27 protein-coding genes are annotated in these 26780 nt (G+C 38.8%); 20 read left to right on the plus strand and 7 right to left on the minus strand.

Annotated features, from left to right (window positions below):
• Positions 1–207: hypothetical protein (locus tag JOD18_RS21150; protein ID WP_204671185.1), on the plus strand; the 207-nt coding region annotated here is incomplete at its 5' end.
• A 251-nt stretch (positions 208–458) separates the two neighbouring features.
• Here the strand turns inward: JOD18_RS21150 and JOD18_RS21155 are convergent.
• Positions 459–743: a hypothetical protein gene (locus JOD18_RS21155; protein ID WP_204671187.1), complete on the minus strand. Its 285-nt coding sequence runs from the start codon at positions 741–743 to the stop codon at positions 459–461.
• 100 nt (positions 744–843) lie between these two features.
• On the opposite strand from JOD18_RS21155, the gene JOD18_RS21160 reads away from it, so the two are divergent.
• Complete coding sequence (locus tag JOD18_RS21160; protein WP_204671188.1) at positions 844–1059, plus strand: hypothetical protein; 216 nt, start codon at positions 844–846, stop codon at positions 1057–1059.
• Entirely contained in the window at positions 1056–1373 is a 318-nt protein-coding gene (locus tag JOD18_RS21165; protein ID WP_204671189.1) for a YolD-like family protein, read from the plus strand. Before JOD18_RS21160 ends, JOD18_RS21165 begins: the two co-directional genes overlap by 4 nt.
• 409 nt (positions 1374–1782) lie before the next feature.
• On the opposite strand, the gene JOD18_RS21170 is transcribed toward JOD18_RS21165, so the two are convergent.
• The 3 genes from JOD18_RS21170 to JOD18_RS21180 all read right to left on the minus strand — a co-directional run bounded on the left by JOD18_RS21170 (position 1783) and on the right by JOD18_RS21180 (position 5147).
• On the minus strand, positions 1783–2127 hold the full coding sequence (locus JOD18_RS21170; protein ID WP_204671190.1) for a DUF4064 domain-containing protein: 345 nt from the start codon (positions 2125–2127) through the stop codon (positions 1783–1785).
• Positions 2128–2718: 591 nt separating this feature from the next.
• Positions 2719–3585, minus strand: coding sequence for an NAD(P)-dependent oxidoreductase (locus JOD18_RS21175; RefSeq protein ID WP_204671191.1), 867 nt, complete (start codon positions 3583–3585; stop codon positions 2719–2721).
• Between the two features lie 362 nt (positions 3586–3947).
• On the minus strand, positions 3948–5147 hold the full coding sequence (locus tag JOD18_RS21180; RefSeq protein ID WP_239588290.1) for a S1C family serine protease: 1200 nt from the start codon (positions 5145–5147) through the stop codon (positions 3948–3950).
• Between the two features lie 232 nt (positions 5148–5379).
• Here JOD18_RS21180 and JOD18_RS21185 point away from each other — a divergent pair, with 232 nt between their 5' ends.
• The 11 genes from JOD18_RS21185 (at position 5380) to JOD18_RS21235 (ending at position 15790) form a co-directional block, all read left to right on the plus strand.
• Positions 5380–6069, plus strand: coding sequence for a response regulator transcription factor (locus tag JOD18_RS21185; protein WP_204671192.1), 690 nt, complete (start codon positions 5380–5382; stop codon positions 6067–6069).
• Positions 6066–7424, plus strand: a complete 1359-nt coding sequence (locus JOD18_RS21190) for a sensor histidine kinase (RefSeq protein WP_204671193.1) — start codon at positions 6066–6068, stop codon at positions 7422–7424. The genes JOD18_RS21185 and JOD18_RS21190 overlap by 4 nt, the downstream gene beginning before the upstream one ends.
• A gap of 188 nt (positions 7425–7612) precedes the next feature.
• A complete protein-coding gene (gene typA / locus JOD18_RS21195; RefSeq protein WP_204671195.1) occupies positions 7613–9439 on the plus strand; it encodes a translational GTPase TypA in 1827 nt (608 codons plus the stop codon).
• Positions 9440–9601: 162 nt separating this feature from the next.
• On the plus strand, positions 9602–9877 hold the full coding sequence (locus tag JOD18_RS21200; protein ID WP_204671196.1) for a YkvA family protein: 276 nt from the start codon (positions 9602–9604) through the stop codon (positions 9875–9877).
• 250 nt (positions 9878–10127) lie between these two features.
• Positions 10128–11282, plus strand: a complete 1155-nt coding sequence (locus JOD18_RS21205; protein ID WP_204671197.1) for a CapA family protein — start codon at positions 10128–10130, stop codon at positions 11280–11282.
• A gap of 63 nt (positions 11283–11345) precedes the next feature.
• Positions 11346–11666, plus strand: coding sequence for a thioredoxin family protein (locus JOD18_RS21210; RefSeq protein ID WP_204671198.1), 321 nt, complete (start codon positions 11346–11348; stop codon positions 11664–11666).
• A 372-nt stretch (positions 11667–12038) separates the two neighbouring features.
• A complete protein-coding gene (locus JOD18_RS21215; protein WP_338029595.1) occupies positions 12039–12725 on the plus strand; it encodes an ABC transporter ATP-binding protein in 687 nt (228 codons plus the stop codon).
• Positions 12722–13756 carry a hypothetical protein gene (locus JOD18_RS21220; RefSeq protein ID WP_204671200.1) on the plus strand — a complete coding sequence of 345 codons (1035 nt, stop codon included), beginning with the start codon at positions 12722–12724 and terminating at the stop codon, positions 13754–13756. The genes JOD18_RS21215 and JOD18_RS21220 overlap by 4 nt, the downstream gene beginning before the upstream one ends.
• A 565-nt stretch (positions 13757–14321) precedes the next feature.
• Positions 14322–14795: a MarR family winged helix-turn-helix transcriptional regulator gene (locus JOD18_RS21225; RefSeq protein ID WP_204671241.1), complete on the plus strand. Its 474-nt coding sequence runs from the start codon at positions 14322–14324 to the stop codon at positions 14793–14795.
• A gap of 361 nt (positions 14796–15156) precedes the next feature.
• Positions 15157–15393 carry a thioredoxin family protein gene (locus JOD18_RS21230; protein ID WP_204671201.1) on the plus strand — a complete coding sequence of 79 codons (237 nt, stop codon included), beginning with the start codon at positions 15157–15159 and terminating at the stop codon, positions 15391–15393.
• Between the two features lie 61 nt (positions 15394–15454).
• On the plus strand, positions 15455–15790 hold the full coding sequence (locus tag JOD18_RS21235) for a YppG family protein (RefSeq protein WP_204671203.1): 336 nt from the start codon (positions 15455–15457) through the stop codon (positions 15788–15790).
• A 121-nt stretch (positions 15791–15911) separates the two neighbouring features.
• Here JOD18_RS21235 and JOD18_RS21240 read toward each other — a convergent pair whose 3' ends face one another.
• A complete protein-coding gene (locus tag JOD18_RS21240; protein ID WP_204671205.1) occupies positions 15912–16094 on the minus strand; it encodes a hypothetical protein in 183 nt (60 codons plus the stop codon).
• Positions 16095–16163: 69 nt separating this feature from the next.
• On the opposite strand from JOD18_RS21240, the gene JOD18_RS21245 reads away from it, so the two are divergent.
• Positions 16164–16892, plus strand: coding sequence for an alpha/beta hydrolase (locus JOD18_RS21245; RefSeq protein WP_204671207.1), 729 nt, complete (start codon positions 16164–16166; stop codon positions 16890–16892).
• A 372-nt stretch (positions 16893–17264) separates the two neighbouring features.
• A complete protein-coding gene (locus tag JOD18_RS21250; RefSeq protein ID WP_204671209.1) occupies positions 17265–18299 on the plus strand; it encodes an acyltransferase in 1035 nt (344 codons plus the stop codon).
• Positions 18300–18372: 73 nt separating this feature from the next.
• Here the strand turns inward: JOD18_RS21250 and JOD18_RS21255 are convergent, their stop codons facing one another.
• Positions 18373–19278, minus strand: coding sequence for a DMT family transporter (locus JOD18_RS21255; protein ID WP_204671211.1), 906 nt, complete (start codon positions 19276–19278; stop codon positions 18373–18375).
• A gap of 609 nt (positions 19279–19887) precedes the next feature.
• Between JOD18_RS21255 and cshA the strand changes: the two genes are divergently transcribed.
• Both cshA and JOD18_RS21265 read left to right on the plus strand, forming a co-directional pair.
• Positions 19888–21348, plus strand: a complete 1461-nt coding sequence (cshA, locus tag JOD18_RS21260) for a degradosome RNA helicase CshA (protein WP_204671212.1) — start codon at positions 19888–19890, stop codon at positions 21346–21348.
• A gap of 460 nt (positions 21349–21808) precedes the next feature.
• On the plus strand, positions 21809–22750 hold the full coding sequence (locus tag JOD18_RS21265) for an alpha/beta fold hydrolase (RefSeq protein WP_204671213.1): 942 nt from the start codon (positions 21809–21811) through the stop codon (positions 22748–22750).
• A 61-nt stretch (positions 22751–22811) separates the two neighbouring features.
• Here JOD18_RS21265 and JOD18_RS21270 read toward each other — a convergent pair whose 3' ends face one another.
• Positions 22812–23573 (minus strand): rhomboid family intramembrane serine protease, encoded by a 762-nt coding sequence (locus JOD18_RS21270; protein WP_204671214.1) that lies wholly within the window; start codon positions 23571–23573, stop codon positions 22812–22814.
• A 392-nt stretch (positions 23574–23965) separates the two neighbouring features.
• Here JOD18_RS21270 and JOD18_RS21275 point away from each other — a divergent pair, with 392 nt between their 5' ends.
• Entirely contained in the window at positions 23966–25144 is a 1179-nt protein-coding gene (locus tag JOD18_RS21275; protein WP_204671215.1) for a glycerate kinase family protein, read from the plus strand.
• Positions 25145–25164: 20 nt separating this feature from the next.
• A complete protein-coding gene (locus JOD18_RS21280; protein WP_239588291.1) occupies positions 25165–26613 on the plus strand; it encodes an SLC13 family permease in 1449 nt (482 codons plus the stop codon).
• Positions 26614–26780: the final 167 nt, after the last annotated feature.

Consider the following 26780-nt stretch of genomic DNA (forward strand, 5'->3'; position numbering starts at 1 on the left):
TCTGACCCGAATACTTCATTTAGTCCCTCTTCTTGTAGTAGTGTTAATCTATCAACGGAAGCAGATATTAAAAAAAGGATAGGGGAGTATTATCAACTGTTTAGTTATCTCGATCTCGTAGGAACAGGCGAACAAGTATATCATGAAATATTAAGTAACTGGAATACAGACAAAGCGTATCAGGTTAATAGCTGTGGTAACTGGTAAGCATTGTTAAAGAGGCGTTGCCATAAGACCGCATAAAATAATAACTATATATTGTTTAGTCCTTATCTTTTTTTATTATTTTGGATAAGGACTAAACAATTTTAGTTTTTACAGTAAAATTTATTAGAAGACTTTCCACCATTGGGATTCGAGCCTACCGGAGTGTAGGCTTCTTTTCTTTTACATACAGGTTCACTAACTCTTTCATAATACCTTTAACAAGTGAGGTACTGCTCATATCTATATTTTACTTAAAAATCTTGCCTCAAGTATAAAACATCATTCGAACTAGTAAATGCATAGACATCATTTTTGCTACGTTCCATTAACTTCTTTAGTGCAAATTTCTTTTCTTTCCTAGTAATAGGTTTATCCCCGCGAGAAATACTTATGATCTGACCATCTTTACTAAATTCGTGAACAAATCGTGTTGTCATACTATCATAAATTTCAAATTCAGAATCAGGCCATTGACTGGTCTTTTTCATTTGCCAAACAATAAATCTTAAGTCCTCAGTTACATTTTTTACTTTCATAAAAAATCACTCCTTGTTAAATAATAACAGTACATATGTTCTTGTTTTTATGATATAATAAGAACTAACGTTCGTCAATAAAAATGATGGAGGGATAAATATGATGGGATTATTAACTAACTCATTAGAAAAAAAAGGAAAAATTATGATTTACTATATGGACAATCAAAATATAGTTACTCAGAGGATTGTAAGAGTGATTAAGGTGGAAGATAATCGATTGATTGCTTATTGCTACTATAGACAGCAGGTGCGCTCATTTAAAATAGATAACATTTTATCATGTGGATCAGTGAAAGGGAGAGTAGGAGCATGAATGTCAATGATCGAGGAAATAAAAAGTGGTCAGCTATGATGTTGCCAGAACATGTTGTTGAACTTAAAAAGTTGAAAAAAGAAGTGTCACTACAACAAAAACCATCAATTGATGAACAACAATTTCAGGAGTTTAATTTTCGTTTGGCTTTAGCCCAAAAAGACAATTTGTGTGTAGAAGTGAAATATTTCCATTCAGGAAGCATAAAAATTGTAAAAGGATATGTGGATATGATTAATTATGTAGATCAATTTATGGTGATTGAAGGTATTAAATTAAATCCTGTTGAAATATTAGACGTAATAATCACATAAAAAAGGACATCCCATGTTTTTATTTGGGGTGTCCACGTATTGTCCACATAAAGTACACGGAATGTACATAAGGTAATATTTTCTATTTATTACTTAGAATAAATAAGTATGCTATTTATTGTTTTATCAATCTGTAGATATGTTAATGTTAGCCATTTATATGGTGATATATATTTGCAAGATATAAATGTTTTTAGGTTGGTTGGTTACTTTATAATCTTGCAAGACATTATTTTATCACGGTTTAAAGTTACTTTCCAGTCTTTAAAAGTGATTTGTAAATAACAGTCTAGATTTACATCAAATGTTGTTTGAATTTTGTTTTTGAAAAAAATGGAGAAAATGCACCGTATGTGCACCTTTCTCCATTAAGAAGTTTAAATCATGAATTTTATTGGAATAATCCTATCTAAGCAGCTGCTTTCTGCTCTTTATCTTTTTTGAAGACACCCATAAAACCTGCAATTCCAATTAAAATTGCGGAAATTAAATAAAACATAGAAATACTTATAAGGCCCCCAATTGCTGAAATTAATAATAAAATACCACCGAACTTGGCTTTTGACTTAACGACAACTGAACCCACAATAGCTAATGCGGAAAATAAGAAGGCTGCCCAGCCTAAGCCAGTAACTTCACTGGTACCTGTTTCACTAAATGCAGCATCTATACCGCCAACAAATAAAGCGAACATAGCACCAAAAAATCCAAAAATACCTCCAATTAATCCCAATACAAATTCTGTAGTTCTCATACAACTACCCCCTTAAAAAATTTTTTTATGTAATCTGTACAAAGGTATAGTTAGATCTATCTGTACAGTAATTACCACCTGTTAATTATAAAATATTTGAAATTAATCGTTAATGTATGTAATGATAAAATATACCTATATGAATGTTAAAATTTTTAGTTTCAAGAATAATTTAACTAATTTATATTATAATAATCCTATTTTATCATGTTTCTAAAACAGAAAAAATAAAAATTGCTAAAAATGTAAGCTGATTATGAAATTCCATTCCCTTATAGTCATCCATGTTCAAGAAGTATAGATCAATAGAACCAATCTTCCGATAATATAATGAATTTCCTCCTATTTGGATATCTTTATATTTTTTACGAGAAAAATCTTGTGAAAGCTGTAGGAATGTCTCTTACATAAACAACGATGGCACTAATGAGGTAACATATAAGAGGAAAAGCATTTGGGCTAGTGAAAAATTGTCAGATCAAAGACGATAGCTGTTGTCAGTCAGAAAGTTGAAGTGACAAAAAGGCCTTCGCTCTATTCAATATAGAGCGAAGGCCTTTTTAAAAGAGAATAAACCAGTCCATGTCTGATCTATTCCCCGTTATACCAAGCAATCAAAGCTTGCGTACCCCGATCTTCTAATCCTTTCTCAGCTAGTTCTTCGTATAATTCTAATGAAAGAGCAAGGCCTGGTGTGATGAGGTTCATTTTTTTGGCATTGGTTAAGGCGATTTTCATATCTTTAATAAAATGTTTGATGTAAAAGCCTGGATCAGTATCATTTTTAATCATTCGCGGAGCTAAATTGGATAACGACCAACTTCCGGCAGCTCCGGTTGAGATGCTTTTCAATACACGGACAGGGTCAAGCCCGGCTTTTTTGGCGTACATAATGGCTTCTGTTACCCCAATCATATTCGAGGCGATAGCGACTTGATTAGCCATTTTGGTATGCTGTCCAGCCCCTGGAGGTCCTTGTAGTACGATATTTTCTCCCATTAATTCGAAGATGGGGAGCATTGCTTCAAAATCTGACGGGGTACCGCCAACCATAATCGCCAGCTTGGCATTTATCGCACCTACATCTCCGCCAGATACCGGGGCATCTAAGCTATGTAATCCTTTGGCAGCAGCAGCTTGATAAATCTTTTCGGCTAATAGTGGATCTGAGGTCGTCATATCGATGAGAAAGGTACCTGTATTAGCATTGGCAATAATTCCGTTCTCGCCTAAGTAAACCCCTTCGACATCTTGCGGGTAGCCAACCATGGTGATAACTACATCCGACTGCTGCGTCAAACGGGCGGCATCGTCTTGCCAAACGGCGCCATCCTCTATTAGGTCTAACGCTTTTGCCTTCGTCCGTGTATACACATGTACTGGATGTCCTGCCTCCATTAAGTGGCGAGCCATACTTTTCCCCATCACGCCCGTTCCAATAAAACCAACTGTTTTCATCTAGTATCATCTCCTCGATTAGAAATTAAGCAACCGATTACATATTATTAATGTAACAAAAATAGCCAAGAGAAGAAAATAAAATGCGCAACAGCATTTTTTAAGAACAAAAGCGCAGAGCGCCCGTTCAGCAACGTACGAACTGGACTGAAGCGTAGGAGATAAAGGCAACACGGCGACGTAAGGAGTCGATGTTAACTTATCGTACGACGCTGAGGGAAGTTGCGCTAGTTGCTGGGCGCTCGGAGCTAGACGTGGCTATTCGTTTGCAAATAGTTATCCACAAGCGAGTATTTTATAATTTCCTAGACCATAAAAAAAGAAAACAAGCAGATTATTCCGCTTGTTTTCTGTAGAGAGTCTTACATATTTTCTTGTTCTGTGAGTGTTAGGGTAGTGGTTTGTAAGTTTCCATCGCGATAAAAGGTAATATTAACTTCATCTCCTACAGCTGTTTCACTGTATAGGTATTGTTTTAGGTCTAACATGGATTCAATCTCTTTTTCATCTATTTTGGTGATGACATCATAACGTTCTAATCCAGCTTCATCAGCAGGAGAATTAGGTTCAATTTGAGCAATCACTACCCCATTCTCTACACTTTCATCTAGCTTCAATGTTTCTTGGACGTTTCGAGTTGGAACAGTAGAAAGATCAACAGCGCTAAGTCCTAGGAAAGGACGAACTACTTGATTGTTCGTTTCTAGTTGGTCAATGATTGGTTTAGCATCATCAATTGGAATTGCAAAACCAATTCCTTCTACTTGGGCTTGTGCAATCTTCATCGAGTTAATCCCTATTAACTTACCATCTGCATTAATCAAGGCACCACCACTGTTACCAGGGTTAATAGCTGCATCTGTTTGGATCACACTGGTTGTCCAATCGGGCTGCCCATCTTGATTTAAATCTATATCAACGGAACGATCTAAGCCGCTAATAATACCTTGTGTTACAGACCCAGCAAACTCTTGACCTAATGGGTTACCGATGGCAATTGCTGTTTCTCCTACAGAAATATCATTGGAAGATCCCATCTCGGCTACCGTAGTTACTTCATCATTGGGAATGCGTAATACAGCTAGGTCTGTTAATTGATCGGTTCCGAGTACCTCAGCAGGGACATGCTCACCGTTTGTTAAGGTAACCTCCACTTCCTGAGCACCTTCTACCACATGGTTATTGGTGACAACATATGCATATTCCCCATCATCTTTATATACAACTCCGGAACCAGTACCAGCAGCGTCAGATTCCTCCCAGAGATTAACTTGTTGGATATTGGAGATACCAACTACGGCATCAGATACTTTCTTGACAGCAGCACTGACTATATTGGCAGTGTCTGTATTCACTAGATTTGTTGCAGCAGTGCTATTATCTTCTCCGGCTACTTCTTGAGTTGGGGCTTCTGTACTATCTCCAGCCGCCTCTGGTTCATCATGTACCATATTCCAAAAAATTCCGCCAGTGAACAGCGCTGCGATCACACCGCCAGCTACTCCGCTCATTAGCATAGGTAAGGTATTTTTTTCTTTTTTAGTAGATTGATTTGATTCCATATATATTCACAGCCTTTCTTGAATGGTTATTAAATTTCTTACTGTTATCATACTATTTATTTAAGGTACATTGATGTGATATTTGTAGAAAATATGTGTAAAAGTAACTAATTATCAATCATTACTTAAATTTTATTAGTAAATGTGAGAAAATATGAATAAAAGCCGTCCATTCGTGGTTTTTCTGTTGCTGATGGCTTGTACGGTGATAAATACAAAGAGGTGAAAAAAGATGAATCAATCTATATACATTGTAGAAGATGACGCAAATATTCGTGATATAGTAAAGGCTTATTTAGTAAAAGAAGGTTATCGTGTCACTTTGTTAAAAGATGCGGAAGAAGCATGGGAGCGTGCTCAAGACGGACAACCAGATATGTGGATCTTAGATATTATGCTGCCAGGTATGGATGGCTATGAATTGTGCAAGAGGATCCGGCAGGTTAGCGAAGTGCCGATTATAATTATTTCAGCAAAAGATGAGGAAGTCGATAAAATCTTAGGGTTAGAATTGGGAAGCGATGATTATTTAACCAAGCCATTTAGTCCTAGAGAACTAGTTGCCAGAATCAAGCGACTGTTTAAGAGAGCAGAGGCACAACCTGTACTAAAACAGGCAACAGATGATATCTTAAGGCTTGGCGCCTTAGAAATCGATCAAGCCGGCCGAATTGTCCATTGGCATGATAAAGAAATTGATGTGACGTCCAAGGAATTTGATATGTTAGTGATTTTTACAAAACAGCCTAATCGTGCTTTTTCACGAGAAGAGTTATTAACCTTTGTTTGGGGAAATGATTACTTTGGCAGTGACCGGGCGGTAGATGACTTAGTCAAGCGTCTAAGAAAAAAGCTGGAACACTTGCCAATTGAAACGGTCTGGGGCTATGGCTACCGCTTAGAATATGAGGAACAGCAATGAAACTTCAATATCAGCTAACGATTGCTTTTACGACTTTATTAGTGGTCATTATGACACTGGCTGGCATTACGATTTATGCCCAAATGCTGCAGATGTTAATTAAGGATGAACAGCGGCAATTGGCAGATAAGGGTGAGCTTGTTGTTGATTTTATTTTGTCTCAAGGACTAAATAATACGGATAATGTTCATCGCTTACTACAGCTGATAAGTGAATATGACCTTGAAGTGTTTGCTTACGATGAAGGGAAGGAATATATTATTTTTTCCTCCATGCCTAATACAGAGATGCTGGAAAACTGGGTAGAGCATTATAATCTCAATAGTCCTTCACAGCCCTTATGGCAAGGGGAAGAAGACCGTTATGTCGTATCGATTATTCCTTTTCTATCCCCGGTATCGACACAGCAATTAGTATTGCTCACGCCGTTGGATGATCTGCAGGGCGTTCAGAGCAGCTTGATCAATCGGTTAGTGATTATCTTTTTAATGGGAATCGCCGTAGCGGTCTTGCTTAGTCATTACTTAACAGTGAAACTGGTGACACCATTAACCCAATTGCGCCATCAGATGAAAAAGATTGAGAAGCGGCAATTCGATGATATGGAGACAATCAAGGCTAGCGGAGAGATTAAGGAAGTGGAAGAAAGTGTGCGGGAAATGGCAGATGAATTGAACAGTTTTATTCAATCCCAGCGTCATTTCTTTCAAAATGCCAGTCATGAACTGAAGACACCGTTGATGACTATTCAAGGCTATGCAGAAGGAATTCGTGATGGTATCTTTGATGGTGAGGAAAAAGACCGTGGATTTGATGTGATGGTTGCAGAGATTAACCGTTTGAAGAAAATCATTAATGAAATTATTTTATTAGCCAAGCTGGATAGTGAACCGGAGCTGTATCAACCTGATGTAATTGATTTGACAGAGTTTATGGAACGGGTGATGGAACGTGCCTTGCCAATTGCCAGTGAGAAGGGAATTGACATTTCTCTCACACAAAATGAACAGGTACGCCTGTATGCAGATGAAGAGAAATTATTGCAGGCAGTGATGAATCTGGTTGCGAATGCAATTCGGCATGCAACTAGCAAAGTGGAGATCATGACAACGATTGAACAGAATAAGTTAATGATGAAGGTTCAAGATGATGGGCAGGGAATTGATGACGAACTCTTAAAGAAAATCTTCCACCGTTTTATCAAAGGGGAGAGTGGAGATACTGGCTTAGGTTTAGCGATTGCCAGAGCGATTGTAGAGCAATCAGGCGGTACGATTAAAGCGATGAACAAGTCAGATCATGGTGCCTTATTTACGATTGCTTTCGCAAAATTCGAAAAAAATCCAGAAAAATAATAGTAATTTCTCTTAATTGTGGTATACTAGTTTAGTTGTAGAACGTGTAAATTGTCGAATGAATGCATGTTTTTAAGCGTAGGCTATCAGCTAATCACAAGGAAACCGTATCGATGTTTTTCTCACCGATCAGTAAAGCGAGTGTTGGTATGTTAGCTTCGTGTCTAATTTATAAGGAGAGAACAAAGATGACGCAATTAAGAGAGAACCTTCGAAATATAGCGATTATTGCCCACGTAGACCATGGAAAAACGACTTTAGTAGATCAGTTACTTCGTTACTCGGGGACTTTTCGTGAGCATGAACAGGTAGCCGAACGTGCTATGGATTCTAATGATATTGAAAAAGAACGTGGAATTACTATCTTGGCAAAGAATACAGCCATTAATTATAAAGATACTCGTATCAATATTCTGGATACGCCAGGACATGCCGATTTCGGCGGTGAAGTAGAGCGGATTATGAAGATGGTAGATGGGGTATTGTTAGTAGTAGACGCCTATGAGGGCTGTATGCCGCAAACCCGTTTTGTATTAAAAAAGGCTTTGGAACAGAAATTGCAGCCGATTGTTGTCATAAACAAGATTGACCGTCCAAATGCCCGTCCAAATGAAGTAATCGATGAGGTGTTAGATTTATTTATTGAGTTGGGAGCAGATGATGATCAATTGGAATTCCCAGTTGTTTATGCTTCTGCTTTAAATGGTACATCCAGCTTCCCAGATGAAGAACAGCAAGAAACAATGGAACCTGTCTTTGAAACGATTTTAGAGAAAATTCCGGCACCAATCGATAATGCGGATGAACCACTACAATTCCAAGTAACTATGTTGGACTATAATGATTATTTAGGCCGAATTGGGGTTGGCCGAGTGTTCCGCGGAACAATCAAAGTGGGCCAGCAAGTATCTTTAATGAAAACAGATGGATCAGTTAAGAACTTCCGTGTCAATAAACTATTTGGTTTTATTGGTTTAAAACGAATCGAGATTCAAGAGGCAGCAGCAGGGGATATTATTGCGGTAACTGGTATGGAGGACATCAATGTTGGGGAAACAGTTTGTCCAACTGATCACCAAGAAGCACTGCCAATCTTGCGTATTGATGAACCAACTCTGCAAATGACCTTTGTGGTAAACAACAGCCCATTTGCAGGACGGGAAGGGAAATATATCACCTCTCGCCAAATCGAAGAACGACTTATGTCTCAACTAGAAACAGATGTAAGTTTGCGTGTAGAACAGACTGCTTCACCAGATGCGTGGGTTGTCTCAGGGCGTGGTGAATTACACTTATCGATCTTAGTAGAGAATATGCGCCGGGAAGGGTATGAGCTTCAGCTCTCCAAACCGGAAGTTATTGTGAAAGAAATCGATGGAGTGCAATGTGAACCAGTGGAACGTGTCCAAATCGATGTGCCCGAAGAGTATACAGGCCCTGTAATGGAGGCGCTAGGTTCTCGTAAAGGCGAAATGATCGATATGGTGAACCATGGAACAGGGCAAGTGCGAATGGAGTTTAAGGTGCCATCCCGCGGATTGATTGGTTATGCCACAGAGTTTATGACCCAAACCCGTGGTTATGGTATCATCAACCATACCTTTGAAGAATATGCTCCACTTTTCAAAGGGCAAGTAGGCGGTCGGCGTGAAGGTGTACTCGTTTCATTGGAGAATGGAAAAGCCTCAACATATGGGATTATGAATTTAGAAGATCGTGGTATTATCTTTGTCGATCCTGGAACAGAGGTATACGCAGGAATGATTGTCGGCGAACATAACCGTGAGAATGACTTAACTGTTAATATTACGAAGGAAAAACATTTAACCAATGTTCGTTCTGCCACAAAAGATCAAACGGCAACGATTCGTAAGACGCGTAAGTTATCGTTAGAAGAGGCTATTCAGTATTTAAATGATGATGAATACTGTGAAGTAACACCGGAATCGATCCGACTTCGCAAGAAAATCTTGAATAAAAATGAACGAGAAAAAGCCGCTAAAAAGAAAGGCTGATTTCTTTGAAAATCCTCAGTGAGCATAAGGCTTGCTTGAGGATTTTCGTTTATCATGCTGTTCATTGTCTGGAAGCTTTCTTAGTTTGGCTGCTATTCGGAAAGGTGTTCATATCGATACTAATAAATAAAAAATGGATCAATTTAGAAACGGGGTGAAAGGATGCGTTTTTTTAAACGAGTTAAGTTCTTGTTTCAGTTTCGTCAGTCAATTCCTTTCTTCAAGGAGTTCTATTTATCACGGGAGGTAACAATTGCCTCTAAACTGATATCCGTCTTACTAATTATCGGTTACGCTGTTTTTCCGTTTGATTTGATCCCTGATTATTTGCTTGTTTTAGGTATTTTTGATGATATAGTAGTGATTAGTTTTATCCTGCAGTTAATGGTTAAGATGGCTCCAGATCAGCTCAAAACAAAATATAATTTGAAGCAGTAAGATATACTGCCATTTTTTTGCAGTGTAATTGGCTGTATGCCTTTCAATTCAAACAATAAGGCTAAGTGGGAGATCCAACAGCCAGTAAGTCTTGATTGGTTCAACTAAGGTTTGGTAGGGGAGAGAGGAAACGGACGAAGTTCACGGCGTCGTGTCGTAGCGCCTGCACTAGCGCATTCTATGCCTCGGCCCACTGAACGAAGTTTCACTTTATGGTAGAATAAATGAAAACAACATAGGAGTGCGGTATATGACAAAATTCGGGATGATGCTTCTTACCATCTTGCTATTATTGGCTGGGTGTGGAGAAAGTGATCAAACGAGCGAACCGAGTGAACAAATAAGGACACCTAAATTGCCAGAAAAAGAGGCCGTAGAAATTAACCCTAAAATAACTGTGGCTGCAGTGGGAGACATTTTAATTCATGACAGGGTTTATGAGGATGCTTGGGATGGTGATCGATATGATTTTCTCTCCATGATGACTGAGGTTGGCGAGTACTTAGAGGAACCGGACATTACCATGGCTAATCAGGAAACGATTATGGGAGGCGAGGAGATTGGTTTATCTGGTTATCCGTCCTTTAACAGTCCATATGAAATAGGAGATGATCTCCAAGAGACGGGTGTGGATATGGTAACGATGGCTAATAACCATACCTTGGACAGAGGAGAACAGGCGATACGCAATGCGATTGACTATTATGAAGAAATTGGTATGGAATACACCGGCAGCTTTAAAAGTGAGGCAGATCGAGAACGGATAAGAGTGTTAGAAACAGAACAAGGTATTTCGATTGCCTTTTTGAGCTATACCTATGGTACCAATGGTATTTCGACGCCGCATGGAAAGGACTACCTTGTTAATCTAATAGACCGGGAACAGATTGCCCAAGACGTCGAGAAAGCAGAGCAAGAAGCTGATATTACGATTGTTAGTCTGCATTTTGGCCAAGAAGAAGAGCGTTCTCCAAATCAAGAGCAGCAAGAACTGGCACAATATGCCGCTGATCTAGGAGTGGAAGTGGTGATTGGTCATCATCCTCATGTGCTGCAGCCAATGGAATGGATCGAAGGGCGGGACGGAAAACCGACATTAGTTGCTTATTCCCTTGGGAATTTTTTATCTGGACAGTATCAATTCTATAATCGGATTGGCGGGATATTACAATTCGATCTTGTCAAAGAGAAAAATGAAGTTACCGTACAAGCCCCGCGGTTTCTGCCGACATTTGTGACTTTTGATATAGAAGAGGATATCATGAAGAATGTGCAGGTAGTACCGCTGGAGGAAGTGCCAGAAGGTCAAATAGATGATCCTGGACAGGCTTTAGAGGAAATCGAAGCCCACCTTTCTCAGAATATGCCCGAATTAGAATTTATCAGGAACAATGGGACAGATTAGTTGCGCTAGTGTAAGGAAAATGCTAGTTTTTAATACAAAGGAACTAAAAAAGGAGAATGAATAATGGAAGCAATTCAAACTGTAGAACAATTTAACGATATTATTTCATCTGATAAGCCAGTAATTATCAAATTTTATGCTGATTGGTGTCCAGACTGCAAACGTATGGACATGTTTATTGGTGAGATACTAGAGCAGTATAATAACTATGATTGGTATCAAGTAAACAGTGACGAGGTAGCTGGTCTGGCGGAGAAATATGATGTAATGGGAATTCCGAGCCTGCTTATTTTTCAAAACGGTGAAAAGGTCGCACACCGTCACAGTGCCTACACCAAAACACCAGATGATGTTCTATCATTTCTACAAGAAGAATTAGCATAATCATAGGGGCTTTTACCACAATCCGCTGGTAGAAGCTCTTTTGTTGAAATCAACAGAAACCGATCCTGCCTTGGAACAGTAAAGAAAAATAAGATCCAGTGTACGCGCTGATTATTACGGAAAAGGAGCGAATGCTTATCAATCATAGGTATAGTACAAGCGATTTTCCCTCACAACATATCTAATAAAATTTCCGCAATGAATATGTCCATCGTAACTAACCTCAGCGGAAAGGAAACTTTTCACACTATTGTACCGTATGCATAATACATGCAACGGAATTTATTCCTTTTGATTGAGTCTGCCAACTTGACGGAGTCTGGGGCAGACATATGAGAGATAGCCATCTGATAAATGGAGGGAGGGGATTGTGTGCTAGAAGTGAACGGCTTAGAAGTATCTATTCAACAGCAGGTAATTTTGCATGAGATTAGCTTTTCACTGCAACAGGGTTCTATCACGGCATTAATCGGTCATAATGGGGCCGGTAAATCAACCATTATGAAGACGATAATGGGATGGCAGGAAAAACGGGAAGGGACCATTCAATTGAATGGAGTCGATCAAGATCAATCATTTGTGGATTTCAAGCGTCAGTTATCGTACATACCCGAAGAACCATTCTTATTGCCAGAATTAACAGTGATGCAGCATTTTCAATTATATGGTCAAAGTTATCAGCTAGAACAGGAATTATTTAGAGAACGCGTCCAAATATTTACAAAAACCTTTGAATTAGCCGATAAATTAAATGAATATCCTGAAGCACTTTCAAAGGGGATGCGCCAAAAAGTCCAGACAATTTGTGCACTGCTGCCCGATGTCTCCTTATTGTTAATCGATGAACCTTTTATGGGATTAGATATAGATGCCGCCGCCGATTTAACCGAACTTTTAAAAGAAAAGGCGGCTAAAGGTACCATGATTTTATTGACGTCTCACCAACTGGAGCGGATGGAGGAATTGGCAGAACATTATATCATGCTGCATCATGGAGAGATAGAAGAACAGGGATTGATGGTCCATTTTCAAGCTTTATCGAGGAGAACTACCAAATGAAAGCCACGATACAGTTGTTGCGATTCTTGAGAAAAAGCCGGGCACAAAAGAAAAAGAAGTTATACCAGCAGGCAGTTGGTGTGGCATTTGATTGGGTCATCATGATCTACCTAGCATTTTTTGCGGGGCTGGGTGTTTTTATTGGCTATGGCTTTATTCAAGAGGCTGCAGATATGTTGCTGGCTTATCAGTCCTTGTTGGCAAGTATTTTGCCAGTAGTGCTTCTTGGTATTGTCCTCAGTATGATAGGGCTCTCTTTCTATCAGCCGGGAATAGCGATTACTAGTACGGAATGGAAGCTTACTTCCTTGCCGTTTACTATGGAGCATATTTGGCTGTTACTTTATTTAAGGGCAATCGCACATAGGGCATTACTAGTGAGTGTAATCTTTTTTATGATCTTTATCCTCACCCCTTATCCATTAGAATTTGTCTTACCATGGTATAGTTACTTTTTGCTGGCAGCTGTCCTAACTCTCTTACCTCAGTGGTATATATTCCAGATAGAGGGCTGGAGAAAGCTGTTGTTTTGCCTTGTTGGTTTTGTCCTGATCATAATGGCAAGGCTGTTATTTGCGATATTGGATTTAGATCCTACACATGTCTTTATTCTTGCATTGGCACTGCTCCATGTTTATTTATGGCCAAGAAGGCTAACTCACATTAATTGGCAAAAGGTAATGGAAAAAAATGATGAAAAGGTATGGAATATTACGTTTGTCAACTATATGAGCGGTAATCATCAGCCCAAGATAAAGCGACATTATTTTGTCAAAAGCTTATTTGCCTCTCCACGGCGAAAACAGCCATTTGATTATCAAGATAAGATGAAGGTGATGCGCAAGTTATGGTGGAAAAGTTTTGAGCAAGAAGTTAATCAGGTGGCAAAATTTATCTCCAGTCTATTGGGATTAGTGATTGTATTACTATTTCTTCCATCAGAGATGCAAGGAATCATGAGTCTTGTTATTATTTTTTTATTTGTAACTATTTCGACCAGTTTCTTTCTATTTTATTTCAAGATAAATTAATCCATAGTATTCCATGGGATGTGAACGCCATCCTTCGATCTTTCTGGCAATTCGTTATATGGCCTGTAATTGGTTTACCGACTTTGATAATGATTATGATAGGAATTAGCCATACCTGGAGTCTATTATTGATCTTACAGGGCCTCTTTTTAATCTTTGTTTTATTATTTTTAATGGCGTTGCAATTGGAAGAAATGGCTTGTAAGTTGCAGAATAAATGGTATCAGATTTCTCCTTTCGAACGAGGGATTCGTCTGTTAACATACATCAGCGTGGCGGTAAGTTTTATATATCTGTGGATTATAGGATTAAGCATTGTTTTATTAGGGTATTGGAAGCTAAGAATAAAAAAAGATGTATAAAGTGAATGTTAACAAAGTGTAGTAGAGGGGACTAACATCGGCAACGACTTGGGCATATGATTACTCGTCCTGCCGAAAATATGTGTTGCTACCGATATGTCCGTCGAAAGTGCAATTAACACAAGAAGTTTGCCATGTCATTTTTATTAAATGTTTTGAACATCCTGATAAAGTTTAAAGGGGATAGTGGAAGGGTGATGAATATGTTGCAAGAGAAGAATGAATATATACAGAAGAAACAAGATCCGTCTCTGAAGTTGTTTGTTGTACTGTCTAAGGCTTATCGGTCGGTTGCTGATCAAGTCGCAAAAGACATAAGCAGTTATGGCCTTAACACGACTGATTTTGGTGTATTGGAATTGCTGTATCATCAAGGTGATCATACATTGCAGAAGATTGGGGAAAAGATTTTGCTGGCAAGCGGCAGTATTACTTATGTTGTAGATAAATTAGAGAAGAAAGGTCTGATTAAACGCACGCCATGTCCAACAGACCGCCGTATCACATATGCTTCGATTACAGCGGAAGGTGAGCAATTACTGAACGATATCTTTCCGCAGCATTGGAGACAAATAGAGGCGATTATGGGGGGCTTAGAGGAGGAAGAGAAATTAGCAGCGATTCAATTGTTAAAGAAGCTCGGGTTATATGCGAATAATCTTTCTAAGAAAAAATAGTTTGAAACCTGTAAGAGGTGGGTAGAAATAACTATAAGCATTTGTTCGAAAAAGTTTACTTAGAATGATATCTCGATTACGAAAGATTACTTTTTTGGTTTATGGAACACACCGTTAAGGAACCACAGGACCATGAGAAGGGGACTGTACTTCTTAAGCCATCATGTTATCTGTGCAGCAGAACAGTAAATCATACGTATGAGTCATATCGTTAGTTGTTTATCAAGGTATGGATGCATTCATGCTTTTCTCTCGGAGTTAATCGGTTAGCATGTGATGGAGTGGACAACAAATGGTTTCATTCTAGGGTAGGGAACTTTTTGAACACGCACTATCATCACTTTCTGAGGGGGTACATCCAGTGAATCAGCAAATAGATGTATACATCAGCGATAATTGTGCAGAATGTGAAAAGTTAATACAATTTTTAGAAGAGGCTAACCTATCTTTTTATGAGAAAAACACTACAAAAGATAAACAGAACTTAATGGAATTACAGCAACAAAATGTGTTTATCACACCTGCAGTTATTATCGATGACCATCATCCCATTATCGGGTTTCAACCAGATAAAATAATACGTTTAGTGAATTTATAAGTAACCATTCGCCACCCACTTGCATAGGCTAACAAAAAGCAGATCGGGTGGAGGGATAAAAATGGACTATTATAGGTATAATAATGGGTATCCAGGGCAATTTCCGAATCAGCAGGCTTCGCCTCATTATATGCCGCAAACATACACAACGCCATTACCAATGACACCTTTTCAATATTATCAGAAACCAATGATGCCCAATCCTTATGAAGGCTGGAAGCAAACCTCTTCTTCGCCAAAACCTTCTAATTCTATGTTACAATATTTTCAGGATAAGAATGGTGAAATGGATTTGGATAAGGTTTTTCATACGGTCAATCAATTAGCTAATACTTATCAGCAGGTGTCCCCTTTAGTGAAGAATATGGGTGGGTGGTTAAAAGCATTTCAAAAATAACTTGGCAATGTGCATAGATGAGATACCATGTAACAGATTCGCATAGAAACGAATTAATCCGTTTTCTAAATCAAAGGGAATTCTTTATTTAGCGAAACTAGAGGTATGCTATGAGCATGGATCAGGCAAGCTTTAGCTTGAACGTATGCCATTTGAAGAAAAGAATCGGGAGCAGGTCCATAAAGGGATCAGCCCCCGATTCTTTTCCTGCCGACAAATCCCATTGTTGTTTATTGAGCGTTAAGCTGCCGTAATCTTCTTTTTTTATAAGGAAGGAATGCAGTGATTCTAATGCGCTGCTCATTATTTACTAACTCGTGAGAAGTCGTCTTTCTGATGAAATCTCACTGAAAATAAAAGGAGTATGATATATATGCCAGCATGTCTTATTATACATGGATTTACGGGTGGTCCTTATGAGGTAGAGCCGTTAGCCGATTATCTTGCAGAATACACGGACTGGCATGTTGAGGTTCCAAGTTTACCTGGCCATGGATTAGGAGAAGATCAACGTCATTTAGAACTTACCTCGGTTTCCTATCAAGATTGGCTTGATGAAGCTGAAGGTGCCTATTTAGAATTGCAAAAAGAACATGATATCATTTATTTGATTGGTTTTTCCATGGGAGGGATGATTGCTGCTTATTTGGCAGCAAAGTATTCTTGTGAAAGACTAGTACTGCTGTCTACTTCACGACGATATATTAGCATCCCGCAGATGGGTTTAGATATGTTTCGTTTTGCCCAAAAGGCAGTCAAACGGCAATTAAAGGATGATCAATTATTTAACCATTATCGCAAGAAATATGGCACTGTTCCAGCAAGGTCCGTACGGGAATTTTTGCGCTGTATGAAATTCACTCGTCCATATTTGAAGGAAATTAAACAACCTGTTCTCATTGTACAAGGTTTGCAGGACGGCATGGTACCTTATTCGGCTGTACATTACCTGGATAAAGAACTGCCGGTCGAAGCAGAAATTATCTATTTCTACGATTCCAAACATTTGATTTGTTTGGGAGAGGATAAAGATGTTGTCATTGCCGCCGTGTTTAACTTCCTGACCAAAAAAGATATTTCCCAAAAGATACGCTCTGTCTAAGGAGAGGCGTATCTTTTTGTTGCATAGCAATATAGTCTTAGAAAGCCACTTCAGAGACTATCCCATTCCCCACAGATTCCACAGGAAATTTTTTCCGATAAGATCTTCAGCCTCCTTATTGGGAATTGATCGTGATAATTATCGTCTGTAAGATTTTAAATTGAGATATCAAATAACCAATGTATGAAACGGGCAAAACTTTTGCTGATATGACTAAATTGGAAATAATGACATACATAATTCAGCTTTTCAAATGAATATATTCTCCAGTTAAAGTTTATGTTAAGAAATAGTAAAAAACATTGGGGATAGACGATTTGTAGCTTAAAATGAGTCATGTCTAGTTTGGCAAATCACTAAAAGGGGGCAGCCATGAATAAATACTATGATGAAATTCCATATATTCGGGCAATAGCATGTATCATGGTGGTTCTGGTTCATGTTTCTGCTAATTCATATAGCAATTCTCATTTTGCTGATTTTTGGAGTCTTTATATTAATCAGTACAGTCGTTTAGGAACACCTGTGTTTGCGGTTATAAGCGGTTTCTTGCTGTTTCATTCAGTGAATGGCAGATCTTTTCGTCTTAGCAGGTTTTTAAAATCGAGAACAGCCAAGATTGTACTCCCTTTTATAATCTGGTCTATGGTTTATTTAGTGATAAGGGCCTCCTATGGAGAAGAAGTTTTTACGAGTATGCGGCAATTTTTAGGTCATTTTGTGTATGGTTCAGCCCAGTATCATTTGTATTTCATTGTGACGGTCATTCAGTTTTATCTAATTTTCCCTTTGCTTCAGATAATAAAAAATAGACGGATTATTCTGTGGCTGTTTTTTGTTAGTATTCCAATGCAATATTGGTGGTTTCAAGCGGCTACTGAGGTGAGCTTGCGATCGGGAATAGTAGATAATATCATTCATCATCATTCATTTTTACTGTATTGGCTTTCCTATTTTATCTTTGGAGGTGTATTACAGTTCTATTACCACGAAATCAAGGAATGGATTGCCAAATATAAGTATCTTGTTTTATCTGCTTTTATTATTACGCTTGTATTGATCTTCCGTGAAATAGAACAAGGGAGCTTGATTGCTTCATCAAGGGCAGAGAATATGTTGTATGTTCCCGTTTTTGTGTTGTTCTTACTAATGACTTTTCCCTATCTAAGCAAATACTCGTCATTTGCAGTGATATGGCGATTGGTTGGCAGTTATTCAATGGGAATTTATTTGGTGCATCCACTGATTATTTTTTTATTGGATAAAATAAATCCGCTATACCCGTTATTATCTTATCAAATCGTGCTGGTGTTTCTCCTTGTCCTTACCTTATCGATTTTGCTAATTCGTTGTATCCTCTTTCTCCCGCTTTCTAACTATATTATTCCAGTTGGGAGGAGAAAGTAAAAATGATGACAGACTATCTCAGGATAGCGTCATCATTTTTTGTCCTCTTATAGAGAAAGGCTGCCAGATGTTCTTATTCATGTGATATAGTAATTTTCATTTTGCGGTTGCGGCGTGTGCTGGCTACAAATAGTAACAGACCAAAGATAACGATTGTTCCGCCCAGCCATTGGGACCAAGAGATCAATTCACCTAAAATAAGGTAGGCTAACAATGAGGCACCGATTGGTTCAAATAGTATCGCCATCGATATATAAGAAGCACTCAGCCATTTTAAGGCCCAATTGAGTAAGTTAAGTCCAAAGATAGTAGGGATAACGGCTAAGGCAATAAAAATCAGCCATTCACTGGACTGAAACCCGGTTAAGGGATTTTGTCTGATAAGGTTATAGATAAGAATGATCACGGCGCCACAACCATAAGCGATAAAGGTATAGCTCATCACAGATATTTTCGTGCGTACTCCTTGCCCAAATAAGAAATAAATTGTGATAAAAACTGCCCCAAGTAAAGCTAGAAAGTCACCATAAAGTGCTTCGCCGGCTATTTGAAAATCTCCCCATGCAATGATAAAACTGCCAAAGATGGCGATGATCATACTAATCACGGTACCGGCAGAGAAGCGTTCATTAAAAAATAAATATGTACCAATAAAAGCAAAGATAGGCTGGAGGGTAACAATTACGGTTGAACTAGCAACAGATGTATATTGAAAGGATTCAAACCATACGATAAAATGAATACCAAGACTAAATCCTGCCAGCATGGTAAGCAGCCATTCCTTTTTTCCTAGTTTTCGTAGTTCGTCTTTCTTTTTTAAGACGATATAAGGTAATAATATAAGTCCGGCAAAAATGAGGCGGTAATTGGCTGTGACAGCTGAGGGAATGTCTCCTGCCAGTTTCACCAAAACTGCTGCTGTAGAGACAGACAGTACACCAAAGAATATTGCCATATATGGAATAAAGGTTTTTTTCATGATATTCACCTACATTTGGAATCGTTTATGGGTGGAGCAAATATAAGAATTAATTCTGTGCACTTGTCATTACTGAAAAATTCCCAGGATGTTTAGCTGAAAAGGCATGTATTTTGTATTTTCATTATAACTTAGTATAACAGTATCTTTGGTATTATAACATTAATTGTGCAATATTCTATAGAATTATTCATCATTATGTGTTATTATGTAATAATCCATTGAATGGTCATTCATGAGCCTCTTCCAAAGTGGAAGGAAGGCTCTTTTCATTGCGCTGGCTCAAAGCGTCCTTAAAGAGGTTGTTCAAAAAGTTCAATAAAAATGACACAGCAAATGTTTCTGTGATATGAGTAACCACAGCCTCATGATGTTGGGAACTTAACCGATGAGGTCCTGTTTACGGAACCTTTTGAACACCCACATATAGGTGGTATGTATCTTCGTATGAGCAGAGGCTGACGATAGAAGCATCACATAAGTAAGCAGAAAAAGATTACGATTAAATACTCATGTAAATTCTCTAACTTGGATACACTGGAAATAACGATGAAAATAATGATAATAGAGATGAGATATAGATAGTAAAAGAAGGAGTAGAATAAACAAGTGACAAATTTTAATGAACTAGGTATTTCAACCCCGATTATGAAAGCTTTGGAGAGGATGGGATTTGAAGAGGCAACCCCGATTCAATCTCAGACTATTCCATTAGGCCTGGCGGGAAAAGATGTAATTGGACAAGCACAAACAGGTACAGGTAAAACGGCAGCATTTGGAATCCCAATGTTGGAGAAAATTGATGTGAATCAACGTGTGATTCAAGGATTAGTGGTAGCCCCTACAAGGGAATTGGCTATCCAAGTATCAGAGGAACTGCATAAGTTAGGGAAAATTAAAGGTGTTCGTACGTTACCGGTGTATGGCGGTCAGCATATGGATCGTCAAATTCGTTCTTTGAAGGACCGCCCGCACATTGTGGTAGCGACTCCTGGACGTTTATTAGACCACTTGCGTCGCCGGACTATCCGTGTTGATCAAGTGCATACTGCTGTATTAGATGAAGCAGATGAAATGTTAAACATGGGCTTTATCGATGACATTCGTGATATTCTAAAGGCAATTCCAGAAGACAGACAAACCTTGCTATTCTCGGCAACTATGCCAAAAGAAATCCGTGATATTGCCACTACTTTGATGAAACAGCCAGAAGAAGTAAAAGTGAAGGCAAAAGAAATGACGGTTTCTAATATTGACCAATTTTTCGTAGAAGTACATGAAAAACAAAAATTCGATACCCTAACCAACCTCCTAGATATTCATGTACCAGAATTGGCGATTATCTTTGGACGTACGAAGAAACGTGTAGATGAACTTACAGAAGGGTTACAAGCTCGCGGCTTCCGTGCAGAAGGTATCCACGGTGACCTGACACAAGGTAAACGTACGTCAGTATTAAACAAATTTAAGTTTGGCCGCATTGAAATCCTTGTGGCTACAGATGTAGCTGCTCGTGGATTAGATATTTCTGGTGTGACACATGTGTATAACTTTGATATTCCTCAGGATCCAGAGAGTTACGTACACCGTATCGGTCGTACAGGACGTGCTGGAAAAACGGGAGAGGCTATCTCATTTATTACACCGCGTGAAGTACCACACCTACAGCTAATTGAAAAAGTGACGAAGAGTAAAATGAAACGGATGACGGCTCCGAGCTACGATGAGGCTAAAAGGGGTCAGCAGCAATTAACAATTCAGAAAATGGTTAAAACGATTGAGAAGAAAGATCTGCAAGATTACCGTGAAACAGCTAGTGAGATCTTGGACGAATATGATTCCGTCACAGTCGTTGCTGCAGCTCTTAAAATGTTGACAAGAGAAAGACGTCAAACGCCTGTCACTTTATCATCTGTTCAACCAGTTAGTGTGAAGAAGGCGAGTAAAGGTAATAACAACAAGAAGTTTTTCCGTAACGAGAAACGCAGTTATGGCAGAAAAAACAAACAAGGCAGCGGCGGCCGCAACCGCAAATTCCAGAATAAACGAAACAACAATAAAAATCGCTAAGTAAATATGGAAAAAGGATGAGCTGGGATCGAGATGGCTCGTCCTTTTTTGATTTTAGTCAGTGATGCCTTACAAGCAGACCAGACCTTTCATCTGACTACTCAAGACAGGATGAAGTGTAATTCTTGAGGGATAGCGTAATGAGAGGCAGGAATGCTAATATAGGTAAACGGTAGGATAACATTGACAACGGTTACATTTAGCCTTATACTTTAGGAGAAAAGTTGATATGATTGAGATATGAAACTGGAGACTCATTAAATGATCCATGCAGGTTAGACTGGATCCGTTTTGGTGAGTCTTTTTCTTCATTCAGCTAAGCAGATGGTAGGTGCCGTATACCCTCTCCTTCAAACTTCAACAGGAGTCGGTGAGACTTGACGAGAAGGGTGCTTTAGGTACGTAGCTGAACAAAAGTTCTATTGACGAAAAACTTATTTTATTAAAGGAGGAAGGCAATATGGGATTACATGAAGTAGCATTTCCGTCATTTAGTGAACAAGATACGATTAAGGGGTGGATTTATACTCCGATTCGAAAACCGAAAGGGATTGTACAGCTGGTGCATGGCTTTGGAGAGCATTCCAGGCGATATTTGCATATGATTTTGCGTTTGAATGAGGAAGGGTATATCGTGGCTTGTGACGACCATATTGGCCATGGTAAGACAGCATATGATTCGGGCAACTGGGAAAATTGGGGAGAGAAAGGCTATATGACGATGGCAGAAGATGAGCATCAATTCCGTCAGATTGTACAAGAGAAATTTCCTCATTTGCCATTTTTCTTATTCGGCCATAGTATGGGATCGATGATTGTTCGAAATTATCTGACCAAATATGGTGAGGGGCTGAGTGGTATTATCTTGTGCGGAACATCGGGTGTTTTCCCGTTTGCCGCAGAATTGAGTGTAGAGCTGAAGAGCCGAATAGAGGCTGGAGAAGGCGATCAGGTGGACACGGATGCGTTAGGCAAGTTACTGGGCTGGATGACAGAGCGAATTGATCAGCCGAATACAGCAAATGATTGGATTAGTGGTGATCCAGATATTGTAGCTGATCATGCTAATGACCCATTTAATAATTTTACGTCACCTCCTAATATCCGTTCTCTATACTATTTTGTGCAGATGATGGAGCAGATTGTAGGCACGGAGTGGGCGGAGAAGGTACCGAGCTCCATTCCGATATATAATATTGCAGGTGATCAGGATCCTGTTGGTTTATATGGAGAAGGGGTATATGCCGTATCCAATTGGCTAGCAGAGACAGGCCATAACGTAAAAACAAAGCTTTACAGCGGCTACCGTCATGAGATTCATAATTATCGTGATATCCGCGAAGAAGTAGAGGATGGAATAGTAGCCTTTATAGACGAAGTTTTACAAGGAACAGTCAAGTAAATAAAGCGGCTCAGAAAATGCACTTCTGAGCCGTTTTATTTATAGATCCATATCATTCTTTCTAAAGCAAACTCCCCAACAACCCAAGTACTACCAGTAGGATAAAAAAGCCAAAAATAATCTTTTTGAGATAGGGCTGGAAGCGGTATTGTTTTTTATTCCAGCGGTTTGGATCAAAGCCTACTTGTCCTTCTGGCACTGCTTTTCTTCGTATTGGCCGTGGGACAAACGCTGTTACATTTTTAAGGATGATCGGTCCGAGGGCAAACCCTGCAATAAAACCAAAGATGTGGCCGGCAATATTAATATTAGGACGAAGAAAGGTCATAACCAGGCCAATTATGGAAATAAGGAAAATTAATCGGGCGCTTTGCGGGTCAATCAGCTGTTTTTCAAAGAAAATCATAAACATATATAAACCAAAGAGTCCAAAGATGGCCCCGGAAGCTCCGACATGTGCATAGAGGGGATTTGGTTCAATAATATAGGTCAGGATATTAGCAGCGATCCCGGTAATCAGATAAGCTACTATGAATTTGAATTTGCCCAGCATTTGCTCCAAAGCTGGCGCAAATAGGATCAGTGAAAAGGAATTAAACGCAAGGTGAGCAAAGCCACCATGTAAGAAAATCGGGGTAACTAATCTCCAATATTCTCCCTGTTCGATGCCAAGATTGATTCCAACCCCTAAATAATATAACCATTGCCCCCATTCCGGAACAAAAGTAGTGAAAAGCCACACACTAACCTGCAAAATAATAATAGCCGATACAATGGGATAAAAATGCAAAAAACCTTTAAAACCTTCTGTTCTAATAAACATAGAATACTCCCTTTACTTTATAGATTGATTTTATGATTGTGGTAATAGTCTGTGATCCCTCCACTTTCAATGATACGAAGATCAAAGAGACCGAATGTTTGGATAACAGGTGCTAACATTTTTTGTAAGATGCATATAGTTGGATAAAGAAAGGCCTGACGGATGAAAACCTTCCTTTATTTTATCATAATCATGCCCTTTTTTACTATGAAAGCCGTCCTTTTATAGAGGATGTTCAAAATTTTATTGAACTTTTTGAATGCGCTCTTATATAGTTCTGAATATTCATAGAACTCTAATTATTTTTTCACATCCCTCTCATGGCTCTCTCATTTTTCAGCCCTATAATTTACTCAAAGATAAAAAACGAGAAGAAATGGGAGGCTATCAGAATGAAAATTGTAATCATACCATCAGGATTTAAAGAATGTTTAAGTGCGGAGGAAGTGGCTGCCTCAATGGATTTAGGAGTACGGAGGTTTGACCCATATGTACAAACAGTAATGGTACCTATGATTGACGGTGGGGAAGGATTTGCTGAAACAATTGTAAAGATAAAAAAAGGAAAACTAATTTCGCAAGAAGTAATCGGACCAGTTCATGACAAGATAGAGAGCCATTTTGGTATTTATGAAGAAAATGGAATAAAAACAGCGGTAATTGAAATGGCTGCTGTTGCAGGACTGAAACTAGTTCCACATGCTAAGCGCAATCCTTTGCAAACTACTACATTTGGTGTGGGACAATTAATCAAAGCGGCTTTAGATGCAAAGGTGACTCATATTTTAATCGGGTGTGGTGACTCTGGAACATCAGATGGAGGAGCGGGTATGGCTCAGGCACTAGGTGTGCGTTTTCATGACAAACAGCAGCAAGTACTGGATATCAGCGGCGGTGGGGACTTGCCTCAGATTGCCTATATTGATAACTCTGATATAGATCCAAGACTGGCAAACGTGCAGATAGATGTAGCATGTAATTGGCATAACATTCTTTGTGGAGACAAAGGAGTGGCACGTGTCTTTGCACCGCAAAAAGGAGCTTCTCCTGAAGAGGTGGAGCAATTGGCATACAATTTAGAGCATTATGCGCAACTTATATGGCAACACAAAGGAATTGATGTAAGAACTGCACAGGGGAGTGGAGCTTCAGGCGGGTTAGGAGCGGGCTTACTTGCGTTTACTGAGGCAACATTGCATCCTCGATTTGAAATTATTATGCAATATATTCAAATTGAGGAACATATAAAAGGGGCAGACCTTGTTTTAACGGCGGAAGGTTGTTTGGATCATCAAACGCCAAATGGGAAAATACCAGCGGAAGTTGCAAGGATTGCAGGGTATCTAGGCGTTCCTGTTATTGCAATCACTGGAACAATTGGTGAAGGAGCGAGCGCCAATTATACAAGTGGAATTGCTGCTTATACCAGTATTATTCAAAGTCCCATATCTTTGGAAAAGGCAATGAAAAATGCCTCTGCATGGATAGCAGATAGTGCAGAAACAGCTGTGAGACAAATTCAGGTTGGTTATCAAATAGCAGAACGAAAATATAAGCGAGAGATAGTATGAATATGAATGCGGTTACTAGAATGGAAAGAAGAAAATCAACGTCTTTTCAGCTGTTCAAAGGTTACATGTTTTCCTTGCCGAATTACGCCTATATACTTTTAAGTCTATTTATTGTATTTTGTTTTGCGGTTCTGTATGCCAGTTCATTGAATTATGATGGGAAGGTTACACTGATTGTTTTTGCGATAGCAATGACCTTATGGATTACTACCAAACTTCCTGCCGGTTATGTAGCACTTGGAGCCCTTTTGTTGATTATCCTCTTAAGAGGAAGTGATACAAGTCTGTTATACGAATCTTTTTCATTAGAAATTGTTTGGTTAATGATTGGCGCATTTGTCATCGGGGAGGCCATCAAGGTCTCTGGATTTGCCAATAGAATGATGGAGGCTGTTATCAGTCGTTCTACTAACTCGAATGGCGTGTTATTTTATATGATGGCTGCCTTGTCCCTGCTGTCTATTTTTATTCCTTCTACGTCAGGCAGGGCTGCTATCACTCTGCCTGTTGTAAAGGAATTAGCGAATGTCATCAAGGATAAGAAACAAATACAAATTCTGGCTTTATTTGTACCGACTATTATTCTGATGACAACTTCAGCAACTCTTATTGGAGCTGGCTCACATTTAATTGGTGTAGAACTATTAGAAAAAGCAACTGGCAAGACCATTTCTTATCTGCAATGGCTTATATGGGGATTGCCATTCGCTGTGTTTATTAGCTTGGTCACTTATTTGGTGGTGCGTTTTCTGTTGGTTAAAAAGAGTTCTATTCCTTTATCATCAGCAGAGATCAAGAATCAGAGTATGCGTTTAAAAAAGAGGAAAATGACGAAAGATGAAAAGCGAGCATTAATGATTATTGGAATGTTGGTGTTGCTATGGTTAACAGAGGGACTTCACGGCTATGATATTGGATTAATAACAATAATCGGTGCATTAGCTTTTATGTCACCTAAGTTTGGACTGATCTCATGGAAACAAGGTATCGAGGCTGTATCATGGAATTTAATTCTATTCGTATCAGCTGCGACTGCTTTAGGGATAAATTTGGTAGATACAGGTGTGGTCAAATGGATTGAGACATCTATTTTTCAGCTGATCACTAGTTTTTCTGACTTTTCTACGTGGGGGATGCTTTGTTTTATTTTAGTTGTTTCTATTACAAGCCATTTATATATCACTTCTCATACAACAAGGGCTATTGTATTTATACCTGGATTAATTCTGCTGAGTACTTCTTTTGGTTTTAATACAACAGCTGTACTATTTTTAGGATTAGTAGGAATGAATTACTGCTTAACGTTTCCGGTAAGTTCCAAAGCACTGCTTGTTTATTTTGAAGCAGAAGAGATGCACTATCAAGCCAAAGATCTCATGAAGTTAAGCATGGTATTAATGCCGGTTTATTTCATCAGCATGCTGTTATTTTATTTTACGTATTGGGAATGGACCGGTTTATCTTTGTGAAAAATAGAAGGCATGGTGGATGCTAATCTTAAAGGTTTGTCTATTTCTTGAGTGGAAAATAGTAATACGTTCAATGGTTATTTTATTTTTTAATCTGGTAAGCTATACTATGATATAAAGCGAGATTAATCGGGGTATTAGCGTCCATTCCTCCGCTTAGACATCTT

Origin of the sequence: Gracilibacillus alcaliphilus (assembly GCF_016909015.1) — a bacterium.
GTDB lineage: Bacteria > Bacillota > Bacilli > Bacillales > Amphibacillaceae > Gracilibacillus > Gracilibacillus alcaliphilus.

What these genes read in the sequence shown, in the direction of transcription:
- JOD18_RS21155 (WP_204671187.1), bottom strand. Translation starts at nt 743, where the DNA reads ATGAAAGTAAAAAATGTAACTGAGGACTTAAGATTTATTGTTTGGCAA.
- JOD18_RS21160 (WP_204671188.1), top strand. Translation starts at nt 844, where the DNA reads ATGATGGGATTATTAACTAACTCATTAGAAAAAAAAGGAAAAATTATG.
- JOD18_RS21165 (WP_204671189.1), top strand. Translation starts at nt 1,056, where the DNA reads ATGAATGTCAATGATCGAGGAAATAAAAAGTGGTCAGCTATGATGTTG.
- JOD18_RS21170 (WP_204671190.1), bottom strand. Translation starts at nt 2,127, where the DNA reads ATGAGAACTACAGAATTTGTATTGGGATTAATTGGAGGTATTTTTGGA.
- JOD18_RS21175 (WP_204671191.1), bottom strand. Translation starts at nt 3,585, where the DNA reads ATGAAAACAGTTGGTTTTATTGGAACGGGCGTGATGGGGAAAAGTATG.
- JOD18_RS21180 (WP_239588290.1), bottom strand. Translation starts at nt 5,147, where the DNA reads ATGGAATCAAATCAATCTACTAAAAAAGAAAAAAATACCTTACCTATG.
- JOD18_RS21185 (WP_204671192.1), top strand. Translation starts at nt 5,380, where the DNA reads ATGAATCAATCTATATACATTGTAGAAGATGACGCAAATATTCGTGAT.
- JOD18_RS21190 (WP_204671193.1), top strand. Translation starts at nt 6,066, where the DNA reads ATGAAACTTCAATATCAGCTAACGATTGCTTTTACGACTTTATTAGTG.
- typA (WP_204671195.1), top strand. Translation starts at nt 7,613, where the DNA reads ATGACGCAATTAAGAGAGAACCTTCGAAATATAGCGATTATTGCCCAC.
- JOD18_RS21200 (WP_204671196.1), top strand. Translation starts at nt 9,602, where the DNA reads ATGCGTTTTTTTAAACGAGTTAAGTTCTTGTTTCAGTTTCGTCAGTCA.
- JOD18_RS21205 (WP_204671197.1), top strand. Translation starts at nt 10,128, where the DNA reads ATGACAAAATTCGGGATGATGCTTCTTACCATCTTGCTATTATTGGCT.
- JOD18_RS21210 (WP_204671198.1), top strand. Translation starts at nt 11,346, where the DNA reads ATGGAAGCAATTCAAACTGTAGAACAATTTAACGATATTATTTCATCT.
- JOD18_RS21220 (WP_204671200.1), top strand. Translation starts at nt 12,722, where the DNA reads ATGAAAGCCACGATACAGTTGTTGCGATTCTTGAGAAAAAGCCGGGCA.
- JOD18_RS21225 (WP_204671241.1), top strand. Translation starts at nt 14,322, where the DNA reads ATGTTGCAAGAGAAGAATGAATATATACAGAAGAAACAAGATCCGTCT.
- JOD18_RS21235 (WP_204671203.1), top strand. Translation starts at nt 15,455, where the DNA reads ATGGACTATTATAGGTATAATAATGGGTATCCAGGGCAATTTCCGAAT.
- JOD18_RS21240 (WP_204671205.1), bottom strand. Translation starts at nt 16,094, where the DNA reads ATGAGCAGCGCATTAGAATCACTGCATTCCTTCCTTATAAAAAAAGAA.
- JOD18_RS21245 (WP_204671207.1), top strand. Translation starts at nt 16,164, where the DNA reads ATGCCAGCATGTCTTATTATACATGGATTTACGGGTGGTCCTTATGAG.
- JOD18_RS21250 (WP_204671209.1), top strand. Translation starts at nt 17,265, where the DNA reads ATGAATAAATACTATGATGAAATTCCATATATTCGGGCAATAGCATGT.
- JOD18_RS21255 (WP_204671211.1), bottom strand. Translation starts at nt 19,278, where the DNA reads ATGAAAAAAACCTTTATTCCATATATGGCAATATTCTTTGGTGTACTG.
- JOD18_RS21265 (WP_204671213.1), top strand. Translation starts at nt 21,809, where the DNA reads ATGGGATTACATGAAGTAGCATTTCCGTCATTTAGTGAACAAGATACG.
- JOD18_RS21270 (WP_204671214.1), bottom strand. Translation starts at nt 23,573, where the DNA reads ATGTTTATTAGAACAGAAGGTTTTAAAGGTTTTTTGCATTTTTATCCC.
- JOD18_RS21275 (WP_204671215.1), top strand. Translation starts at nt 23,966, where the DNA reads ATGAAAATTGTAATCATACCATCAGGATTTAAAGAATGTTTAAGTGCG.
- JOD18_RS21280 (WP_239588291.1), top strand. Translation starts at nt 25,165, where the DNA reads ATGGAAAGAAGAAAATCAACGTCTTTTCAGCTGTTCAAAGGTTACATG.